Origin of the sequence: Stenotrophomonas sp. SrG (assembly GCF_050031795.1) — a bacterium.
Classification (GTDB): Bacteria; Pseudomonadota; Gammaproteobacteria; order Xanthomonadales; family Xanthomonadaceae; genus Stenotrophomonas; species Stenotrophomonas rhizophila_A.
Genome location: NZ_JBNBBE010000853.1, coordinates 1 through 244, shown reverse-complemented (window position 1 = coordinate 244; position 244 = coordinate 1). Strand labels below are relative to the sequence as shown.

At 75.4% G+C, this 244-nt stretch carries 1 pseudogene; it reads left to right on the top strand.

Annotated elements, in window-relative coordinates:
• Positions 1–244, top strand: a pseudogene (locus ACQG3P_RS21955) (hypothetical protein); the annotation flags it as partial.

Here is a 244-nt window from a genome sequence, read left to right as displayed (position 1 = left end):
CTGGGTGCTGTCGCTGTCGCTGTGCGGGCTGCGGCTGGTGGGGGCGTGCAAGCGCGCCACGATCGCCCCGGATGCACCGGCCGCCGAGCCGGTGGCCGCGTTGCCGCAGATCGCCCGCCACCTGGCCGACAACGACCTGGTGGGCTACGCCCGCGGCTCGGTGCCGCCGGCCCAGTACTCCCGCCTGCAGACGGCCTGGGACGAGGGTCACAGCCGCTGGCCGCTCACCGACCTGCCGCTGGAT